This window comes from Nostoc sp. 2RC (genome assembly GCF_014222165.1).
GTDB lineage: Bacteria > Cyanobacteriota > Cyanobacteriia > Cyanobacteriales > Nostocaceae > Nostoc > Nostoc linckia.
The window spans coordinates 1-10515 of the sequence record NZ_JACKZU010000288.1; the positions used below are offsets into that span (position 1 = coordinate 1).

The 10515-nt window shown below is 39.7% G+C and carries 8 protein-coding genes and 1 riboswitch; of the genes, 2 read left to right on the plus strand and 6 right to left on the minus strand.

The window, feature by feature from the left end; translation table 11 throughout:
• The 3 genes from GNE10_RS25395 to GNE10_RS25405 all read right to left on the minus strand — a co-directional run.
• Window positions 1–1174, minus strand: a 1174-nt coding sequence (locus tag GNE10_RS25395; protein ID WP_185567759.1) for an ABC transporter substrate-binding protein, incomplete at its 3' end; no start/stop codon positions are given.
• Window positions 1175–1219: 45 nt separating this feature from the next.
• Window positions 1220–2092, minus strand: a complete 873-nt coding sequence (locus GNE10_RS25400) for a ferredoxin (protein WP_185567762.1) — start codon at window positions 2090–2092, stop codon at window positions 1220–1222.
• A gap of 43 nt (window positions 2093–2135) precedes the next feature.
• A complete protein-coding gene (locus tag GNE10_RS25405; RefSeq protein WP_185567774.1) occupies window positions 2136–4250 on the minus strand; it encodes a TonB-dependent siderophore receptor in 2115 nt (704 codons plus the stop codon).
• A 267-nt stretch (window positions 4251–4517) separates the two neighbouring features.
• On the opposite strand from GNE10_RS25405, the gene GNE10_RS25410 reads away from it, so the two are divergent.
• Window positions 4518–4676, plus strand: coding sequence for a hypothetical protein (locus GNE10_RS25410; RefSeq protein WP_185567765.1), 159 nt, complete (start codon window positions 4518–4520; stop codon window positions 4674–4676).
• A gap of 95 nt (window positions 4677–4771) precedes the next feature.
• Here GNE10_RS25410 and GNE10_RS25415 read toward each other — a convergent pair whose 3' ends face one another.
• Entirely contained in the window at window positions 4772–5182 is a 411-nt protein-coding gene (locus GNE10_RS25415) for a DUF1636 family protein (protein WP_185567768.1), read from the minus strand.
• Window positions 5183–5500: 318 nt separating this feature from the next.
• Window positions 5501–5644, minus strand: a riboswitch (cobalamin riboswitch).
• Window positions 5645–6244: 600 nt separating this feature from the next.
• On the opposite strand from GNE10_RS25415, the gene GNE10_RS25420 reads away from it, so the two are divergent.
• Window positions 6245–7063, plus strand: coding sequence for a carbonic anhydrase (locus GNE10_RS25420; RefSeq protein ID WP_099072859.1), 819 nt, complete (start codon window positions 6245–6247; stop codon window positions 7061–7063).
• A gap of 251 nt (window positions 7064–7314) precedes the next feature.
• Here GNE10_RS25420 and GNE10_RS25425 read toward each other — a convergent pair whose 3' ends face one another.
• Window positions 7315–9642: a response regulator gene (locus GNE10_RS25425; protein WP_185567771.1), complete on the minus strand. Its 2328-nt coding sequence runs from the start codon at window positions 9640–9642 to the stop codon at window positions 7315–7317.
• A 167-nt stretch (window positions 9643–9809) separates the two neighbouring features.
• Window positions 9810–10277, minus strand: a complete 468-nt coding sequence (locus GNE10_RS25430; protein WP_221642989.1) for a GNAT family N-acetyltransferase — start codon at window positions 10275–10277, stop codon at window positions 9810–9812.
• Window positions 10278–10515 lie beyond the last annotated feature (238 nt).

Here is a 10515-nt window from a genome sequence, read left to right on the forward strand (position 1 = left end):
GCTGATGATGCGGTAATATTTCTGGATGTAAAATTTTAATTAAATCAGCAAGAACAATATCAGGATTACTAATTCCCCCTTCCCAGTAATCATTACCACCATTGGCATTCACACGCGCGTTGTTATTATAAAGATTGCCTATTTTCACACTTTTAAAATCACCATAGCGACTATCTTCAGCTATCACGTCCTTTAAACTCTGCCAAGATTGGCTAAAATTTAACCAATAATCAGCGTTAGCTGCGCGTTCCAAAACTACTTCAAAAGAAAGTGGAAGACTACCAGCAGATTTATCACCACTCCAAAGATAGTTTCCTCCAGCATCAGCTAAATATTTGGCTACATAACTGTTACCAGCAGGCATAAACCAAGTACCTTTAAAGTTAAAACCAACAAATACAGTGGGAGGATTTTTGACAGATTTAGCTTTTTCAGCTATTTGTGCATATCTACTAGCAATTTCATTAAATATTTTTTCTGCTTGTGCTTCTTGATTAAAAAACAAAGCTGTAAATTTCAACCATTCACTTCTCCCCAATGGCGTATCTTCCATATACTCAGCATTTATCGCTACTTTCAAACCCGCCTCTGAGAGTTTGCTATAACTATCAGTTTGAGAATTTCCTGTACCAAAGGTTGTCACTAAGTCGGGATTTAATTCTAATAATTTTTCTATATCTACATTAGAATTATTGCCTACTTGTATTATTTTTCCGGCTTTAATTCTCTCCACTACATCAGGATTATTGACTTGACTGCTATTACTAATTCCAACTAGCTTGTTAACTACACCTAATTTAGCTAGGTGTGGTAAATGTGTAGTTGATAGAGAAACTATAGAGTTAATGGGAACCGTAATTACCTGTGCTTGATTAAATCCTTTGGGTGTGGGAGTTCCGCATTGAACTAAAAGATATTGAAACTGGGTTTTGGCATTTTGCCAAGGATTTTTAATGGTAACTATTTTGTAGTTATTATGATATTCTACCGCCAATCCTGTGGCATGAGTGATTTTGATTTTGTTGGGAAAGTAATCTTGCTTGGGGTTATAGTTTTGAATGCAGGTGTTAGTTGATGTGTGAATTGTGGTGTTATGACAGCCGATGATGAGGGTGGTAATGAGGAATAATTGACAGAGAAAAATGATTGGTTTTTGGTGTGGGAGTTTTAACATTTTATCTCACGCATAGACGCAGAGGCGCAGAGAGTTAGGGGGAGATTAAGGGGTTTGGGGTGGGTAGAGGTTTGGAGTGATTTTGTTACCTTTGACTAGGTGTTCGTTAACAATGTTTTCTGCAACATTGGGGTTAACGCGAGTGTACCAAGTTCTATCATTGGAATAAAAGACAACTGGCCCTAGTTGACAGACTTCTAGACAGCCAGATGTTCTGACTTCGATGTCTAAACCTGTATTTTCTACAGCTGATTTTAGTGCATCAAATGTTGGTTGCCATTTCCGGGAAGGAAGACAGCGAGTAGAAGTACAAACGGAAATATAGGAATGTTTGAGAGGATTTTTAGTAAAGGGTATGGGTTGTTTACCTAATACATAAATATCTCTTAAATCTTCATAAAGTGCTAATTTTGCTAGATTTGGTTTACCCTCTGGTAATAAATTTTCTCCATCCACTAAAGGGTTAGGTAATAAAATTGTCATCAATTGCTCATTCGCACCATTCCAAAACTGAATTCCCCAACTTCTAGGACTTTCTTCTGCATTAAATCGCCGATAAAAAGCCGCACGACTAACTAAACGCTGTTTCCTCACTTCCACAGGAGTCTTACACAAAGGGCCGCCAAAATTAGTATCAATACACAAGTGCAAATGCCAACCTTCAGCCGCCACCGTCAAATAGCCATCATAGAGAATACAAAGCTTTGGTGGTGCATGAAATTCCAATTCTAAGACGCTACCTTGAACAATATGACCAACACCAACCTGCTGCCAATTCTGTTCAAATAAAGTATATAATAATGATGCTAAAACATCACTTTTACAATCAAAATATTCATACTCAACAAACCCTCCCGTCGCTAAATCTTCCCGCACCACCTCATTAACTGGTGTCACCCAACAATTAAACTCACTCATTTCTAAATCTCCTTTGCGTCTTTGTGTGAGACAATTCTTTTTCTTAAAACCTAGAACTCAAACCCACCTGAAAAACCCTCCCTCCATCAGGAAAACCAGGAAACAACTGATAACGCTGGTTAAACAAATTATCTAAGCTACCAGTTAAAATCAAATTATCACTAATCGGTACACGCATTTTGAAATCAAAAGTAGTGTAACCAGGTAAAAACTCTGTATTAGTATTATTAGTGGGATATCCATTTAAAGAATTCATCAACACACCAAAATACCAACCTTGGGGATTTTCATAAGACACACCTAAATTTAATTTATCCGCACCTGCAAACCGTAATTCTTTATCAATTTCTGTGGGGTTAGCACTTTCCAAAATACGCGGATCGTTAGCTGTGTAGTTAACAAAAGCATAGACATTCCTTGCTAATTGTAAGTTTAACGAAGCTTCAATTCCTGTAGTTTGTACTAACCCGATATTTTCCCAAGTTCCTGTATTTCCATTCACAGGCGGAATTAAGGTTTTAAAGGCAATTGTATCGGAAATTCTATTACTAAAAAATGTCAGCCTCAACAAGCCAATATTACCTAATTTTTGGTCAATACCTACATCAAAACTATCACCTTTTTCTGGTTTGAGATCGGGATTGCCAATATTAGTAGGATTGTTGTTAAATAAATTGGCGATCGCGGGAGCGCGAAAATTTTTGATATAATTCGCTCTGAGTGTAGTTGTATTGGAAACCGCTAGTTTTGCTCCTACTGACGGTGAGGTAAATGAACCATTGACTAAGCTACTAAAATCTTGTCTGACTCCTAAATTCACACTCAAACTAGGAGAAAAATTAATTTCATATTTACCAAAAATCGCCCCCTGACCTACGGCATCATCATAATTTTCTCTGCTGATATTTGTACTATAACTAAATGTGGTGTTGCGTACATTGGTATTTCGATAATCAAAGCCATAAACTAAAGTCTGATTTTTGCCAACATTCCAATTATGGGTGAGTTGAATACCATAGGAATCCTGTTTTGTATCAAAGCGGTTTTGAGAGGTAATTGCCCCGCTACGGTTATCAAAACGAGTGTTGAAAAAATCAGCGTAAACCCTAGTTGTTAACAACGAATCATTGCCGTTGCCTAATTGAGAATTCCAAGTTAAATCCGTGAAAACTTGGTCTGTGTATTTGCGATTATTGTCTGTGAGAGAGTTAAAAAATCCCTGTCCAAATTGCGGTAAAGGAATGGGTACGCCTCCTGGTACTCCCTGTTGTTTGCCTAAATATAAAGTTGAGAGGCTTAAGGTATTACGTTTTCCTAAATTTGCTTCTACTTTGACATTAAAATTGTTGTAGAGTACATCATTATTTGTTCTCGTTCCTTGAAAGTTAGCTTCAGGAATAGCAAAGGGATAATTATTTTGTGCTTGGGTACGGTTATAACCAACTACCCAAGATATATCACCAGATTTCCCACTATTTTGAATACTTTGTTGGTTGAGTCCATAAGCACCAATGTTGACTTTGGTTTCTGTGGTGATTTTCTCTGTAGGACGACGGGTAACAATATTAATTACCCCTCCGATTGCATCTGAACCATAAAGTGTTGAACCGCCTCCGGGTAACACTTCGACTCTTTCAATATTGTTAGTGGTAAATTCTGCAAGGTCAAAACCACCACTACCAAGATTATTAATTGGTCTACCATCCAATAAGATTAATACTTGACCAGTATTAGAACCGCGAATAAATTGACCGCTTAAAGCATTTACTTCTGTCCCAACCGTACCGTCACCCAAGATACCAGGGAGAAATCGCAGTGCTTCTCTGACTGTTTTTACACCCTGCGCTTCCATTTCTTCAGTAGTGATGACATACACCTGACGAGTGGAATCTTTTACTGTCCCTTCCCGACGAAAGGGTGAATAAACAGGTTCATTGAGTAGTTTGTAAATAACTGTGAGTTCAATATCTGGTTCTTTTTCTTGTGCTTGGCCTATTGATTGATTCAATGTCTTTTTTGGTGTTTTAGCTGAACCACCAGATGTGGGTGTAACTTCTGTGGCGATGATGCTGGAATTTTCCCATAACATCCCTACAGTGATGGCCAAACTAGAAACGATAAGTTGAGTTCCCCATCTGGCAATAAATTCAGTACGGATACACATTGGTATTTAAGTCACCTGTATCACTAAAAGTTGGTTGCAAGCAAATATTTGAGCTTTTTCGGAAAAAACTCTCAGCCAGGAAAAAATGATAATGATTACGATTGATAGAGTGCTATTTACAAGCTAGTTCCCAAATTTCTAGTCGGGACTTTAGGGACTTCCAAGTAAAAAAATATTCCACAGAAGACTGTTGACGGTTGACAGTCAGCAGTCAGCAGTCAACAACCCCAAGCGCAATAATTGATTTTTTGGAGTTATATCATGTCCGGTAAATTACTTGTGATATGTCATTGCGAGTGCAACGAAGTGGAACGACGCAATCGCAAGGATTCTGGGATTACTTCACTTCGCTATCGCTACGTACCCTTCTCTTCTCTACGAGACGCTACGCGTAGCTTGCTTCCACGAAGTGGTACGTAATGACAAGCATTTAGCCGGACTTGATATTACCTTAGTGTTGAGAGTGTTGAAAACTAAAGTCCTGACTAGGAACTTGATGGACTACTGATAATCAGTTAACAGCAATCTATGTTTAATTTTCCCCACTTACTTAGGGGTGGTATTTTTGCTAAGATACCTCTTTTTAAAGGTGCTGGACGTTCTGACCAAGGAAGTAAACCATTAGGATTGTCGTAGTATTGAGTGGCACATTGCAGTATGGCGGATGCACTATCATTAACTGCTAAATTCCCAAAAAGATAGGTGAATTTTTCTTCTCCTTGTAAGGCGATAACGCAAGCATGGTTGCAAGCACTCATACATTCAACTCCTTGAATGAAGAATTGATTTTGCAATTCCCAATCTTGTGCAAGTTGTTGGAGTTGTTGTAATAATTGCTGTCCGCCACTCTCACCAACAGGTTTGCCATCTTGCCATACACTGGCGCAGGTTGTACAGACAAATAGAGTATGTTGCTTTTTGTTCATTAATTTTCAAGCCTTGGGGATTGATACGACGAATTAGCCTCACGCATACTGCAAGCGGGAGACTCCTAACTTGCGGTAAGTGTAGGCGCAAAGTTAGCTATGGGTGGGGATAACGTAAATATGCAAAAGTTAGAGGAAGATACAACTGAGTTTTTAGCGTTGTATCTATAACCTTCTGCCTAAGTATTGATATGTGCGAAAAATTTTTACAATCTCATAGAAATTTGTAGCGCGTAATCTATGTCTGAGACTATGAGACAGTAATCTTGATTAATAGAAAGAGTATTGATGAGATTATTCACCTGTACCTCGCAGATGGGAGTTTGTAGGACTTTCGGCGGGCATTCTGACTTTAAAGCATAAGCTTCATTACAGCTGCGGGACAGCGCCGGATTTACACTGGACTTTCCCCGTTACCTCTGATGGCTGCTCCCCACCAGAACCGAATTGGTATTGAGTAGATATTACCACAGCAATAAGCTAAATTGCAGCTGCTATTTAAAACGTAAAGTAATCTACAGTGTATTAAAATCAGCAGAGGTTGGGGCGATCGCGGTTCGTGCAGGCACAACTCAGATGAACCTATCCCATTAACAAATTATTTGAAATTGCCATAAGTAAGGTGAGGTTCTGCGGAAAAAACAACTTAGGAATAACTAAGCGATCGCCCTTCTGCTTTATACTACAATCAATGCCCAATAAATTTTGAGTGAGGAGTACTAGGTATTGGGAGGAATTGAGGACGGGGATTTGAAAGAGCAGTATTCCTGGCACTAGTAGTTCGCTTTCGTGACTTAGCTCTTTAAAGGGGAAAGGGCAAAGGGCAAAGGGCAAAGGGCAAAGGGCAAAGGTTTTACATCCGTCACAAGCGCATTTTTGGGTTGCCAGACTACTATTGTATTAATTTTGCTAAGTAAATTAATTTTTCAATTGTTCCCAATGCTACAACGCCCATTCCTCCTGGACTCCAGCGTAACAAATCGGCAAATCCTGGGCGCTAGTCATTGAAAACCAACTTTTTCGTGAAATATTCAAGCATTACTCCTGGTTTTAGGTGCATCTATGAAAAAATTAATTAAAGGTTTGCGCGAATTTAAAAGTAGTTACTTTCCCGCTAACGAAGAACTATTTGAACAACTTTCTCACGGTCAAAAGCCGAGAGTACTATTTATTACTTGTTCTGATTCGCGCATCGATCCCAACTTGATTACACAAGCTGGATTAGGAGAGTTATTTGTTATTCGCAATGCAGGCAACATTATTCCACCATATGGTGCGACTAATGGCGGTGAAGGAGCAACAATTGAATATGCTATTCAAGCCTTAGATATTCAACAAATTATTATCTGTGGTCACTCGCATTGTGGTGCGATGAAAGGCTTAATGAAATTAGACAGCTTACGGGTAGAAATGCCCCTTGTACATGACTGGCTCAAGTATGCAGAGGCAACGCGACGATTAGTAAAAGATAATTACAGCAACTACGAAGGCGAAGATCTCTTAGAAATAATTATTGCTGAAAATGTACTCACCCAAATCGAAAATTTACGCACTTATCCAGTGATTCGCTCCAAACTCCACCAAGGACAAATAAGTATTTATGCTTGGATTTATCAAATCGAGACAGGAGAAGTTTTAACATACGACGCACAAAAGCACGCTTATGTCTTGCTGCTGAATCAGCCTTCTCCATCACAGATAGATGAGAGGTTATCTAGCCCACCTTTTACCAGCAATGGTGAAAGACCTTTCACTAAAAATCAACAACAGGCATTTCAATCTTTTCACAAACCACCAATTTCTACAGATACAGGGTTTCCAATGACAGTACTTTCTCCAGAACAAATGGAGCGAATTTATCGAGGCTCCACAACAAAGTAAAAATATATAGCAATCCTATTTTCAGTTGTGAATAATATCGGTGTTCACTGTTGACTGGGGAGATAGTGATTGGGTGAAAAGTTTTGTTGTGTCTAAGTTTTATCTTCTGTTAATGTCCTAACCGCGTTGGCTATTGCCATAACAGCTATGCTAGTGTAATTATGCTTTTTTAGCGTGGATTGGCTTACTTACACATAGCATGGCTGAGTTTTCCCCACTTTCCTCTTTTTTAATCTTCTGCGTTCTGCCTGCTATCTCCTGCGTTCTGCGATGTTACACCCAGCAGCGACTTGATATAAAGATTGAATTGTGAGTCCGTCACTGGGGTATTCCACTACAGCAAAATTACATGTTACCTGAAAGCGATCGCCATCCACAGCTGTGAATATTTGCTGGCGTAAGGTACTTAAAATTTCACTCAAACGATGATTGATTTCTGGTTTTGTCAATCCAGAAATTCCCACTACAAAATCTCCATTACCCCAATAACCTAACACTTCCCCACTGCAAAATGCTGATTGAAATAAACGACTCCATCTTTGTAATACTTGGTTACCAAGTTCGTGACCATATTTAATATTAATTTGACGTAAATCATTCACACTCAAAATTGCCAAACAAAAAGATTGCTGATTTTTCTGGGCTTGAGTAATCAGGTGTTCTAAATTGCGGCGAGACTGGAATTGATTTGCTAGTCCAGTTAAAGAATCTTTTGTAGAAAGAGATTGAAGTAAACGACTACGTTCTAAACGGTGGGTAATACGTGCTAATAATTCGGCTCCAACAACCGGTTTAATTACATAATCATCTCCTCCCACAGCAAACACTTGCTGTACAATTTTGATTTCTCGATGAGCAGTGAGAAACACAATCGGTAATTCTTGCCATTGGGGATCGGTACGAACTGCTTGGCAAAGCTCAATACCATTGATTTGGGGCATATCTACATCTAAAATCAACAAATCTGGTGTAGTGGATTGCAGTATCTCCCAAAAACGCAGGGGATTGTCCAATGCTGTCATCCGCATACCCCAAGGCTCTAACATAGGGCGCAGTGCTGCTAAAATCAACGGATCGTCATCTACTGCCAATACATTAATCCGTAAAGAGCGAGTACGTTGTAATAGCTGAGACGAAACATTCCACACCTGAGCAGCTGTTACAGGTTTGGCTAAAAAACCCCGCGCCCCAGACTGAGCAAAAGTTACGCGTTCCACTAAATCATCATTCCCAGCCAGCACCAGTACGGGTACTGGTGGAGTACGAGTTGCTAATTCTGATAGTAGTGCTAAACTTTCTTGACGCCGTCCTACTTCATCTACATTTAGTACTACTAAATCTGGGGATGTGGTTTGCAAAAAGTTTTTTGCATGTTCTAAGTTTGTAATTTGTTGCCAACACATTCCCATGCATTCAACGAGTTGTTGCAACTGAGAACCGAGTTGGAGATTGGGGTCAATTAATATTAGTTGATTACAAATTTCTTGGGCGATGGGCGTAGTAGTTTGATTATCTACCTTTTGCGCCATTTGATTAATTATTTTGCCCAAATTTTCAATTAGTGAGAGCAATTGCCGCTTTTCACTTGAAGACAAATTGCCATCTTTTCCTAAAATTTGTTCAATTTCCCGCGCTATTTGAGTGCCATTGTCTTGTTCAAACATCCCCAAAACACCAGCTAATTTATGCGCCTCTCGTTCTGCGGATTTGTATAACTGGGCATTGGGCATTGATTTGTGAGTAAGTGCGGCTGCTAATTCTTCCAGTACCGCCAACCGTTGCATCATCAACCCTTCATATTGTTTCCACAAACCACCCATTGCTTGCTGAAACTGCTCCTCAACTTGAGGACTTGCAACTTGCGATTTCTGCTCCTTAGTTTCTGTTAAGAGTTCCTTGTTCCCTGTTCCCCCGACTTTCAAGCGATATCCCAAACCATAAACGTTTTCAATCCAATCTACTGCTCCGGCTGCTTTTAACTTTTGTCGTAAGTATTTGATGTGTGATTTTACGGTTTCCTCTTGGGGTGGGTCGTCAAAAGTCCACAAATGCTCAATAATATCTCCACGACTAAAAACACGCGAAGGATTCCTCAGAAATAACTCCAGTAAACTGTATTCTTTGGCGGTTAATTCTATGAGTTTGTTGTGATATGTGACTTCGCAACTACTAGGATCTAGTTGTAATCCGCCTACTTCTAGTATCGGGGTAATGGGGCGATCGCTCCGACGCAACAGCGCCCGTATCCTGGCTTGCAGTTCCCCCAAATCCAAAGGCTTGATGAGATAATCGTCTGCACCTGCATCAAGTCCCTGAATTCGTTCTCTAGTACCATCTTTGGCTGTCATTAACAAAATTGGAGTAAAACATCCACCGGAACGTAATCGCTGACACAATGTAATTCCGTCCAGTTTCGGCAATCCTACATCTATGAGCAGCAGATCGTAATTGGCATTTTGGGTGTATTCCCACCCCATTTGCCCGTCTTGCGCCACATCGACAATATAGTGTTGTTTAGTCAGAGACTTCAACAAGACACTTGCTAAAACTTCCTCATCTTCGATTAGCAAGATTCTCATCGCACCTGCCCAATATATAACTTGCTACCTTCCCCAAAAAAGATAGTAGACTAAATAGTTAATTTTCTACAACAAAAAAATATAAATAAATAATTTACAGCCAACCATCAACAGCCAACACAAAAAAATTTGCTGTCTTAGATGCAAAGGTGGCTTATGAGTTATGGTCACACTTCTTTTGAAGGTCGGGCTATGAACCCGGTTTTGATTCCACGCTGGAATCCTGCGCGTTCATAGAAGCGCAATGTATCTTCGCTTTTTGAGCTAGTTAGAAGCATTACTTTGTAACACTTTTGCTGCCATGCCAAATCCAAAGCATAATGCAGCACCCGCGTAGCAAATCCCTGTCGGCGATAATTGGAGTGGGTGACAACATTTTCAATAATGCCGTATGGACGTGCGCCGCGTGTCAAGTTGGGAATAATGGTTAAGTTACACGTAGCGACTAACTCACCACCAATGTCGGCAACTATGTAATACAAATGGCTATCGCTCAGAATTTTATTCCAGATAGACTCTAACACGTCGTCAGCAGGTAGAGGTGCATCAACAGGATTGAGATGTTGATACAACGCCAGAAGTTGCTGAAGTTCCTCACGTGCAATTAAGCGAACGTCGATTACGGGTTTAGACAAAGCTGTAGTTCGGTAATTATACCAAAAACTTTTTTGGTGTTTTGGGAAATGGATAAAAGATGAATTTCAACCTTTCCCATTTAACCGAAAGTATTGGAACTGTTATTTTATTGAATATTAAACATCAGTCATCAGATATTAGCAAATGCCCAATGTCCAATGCCCAATGCCCTATACCCAATAACTAATAGACTTCTAAGAGAAGTCGGGAAAAGGGAAAGGGGAAAAGGGAAAGGGG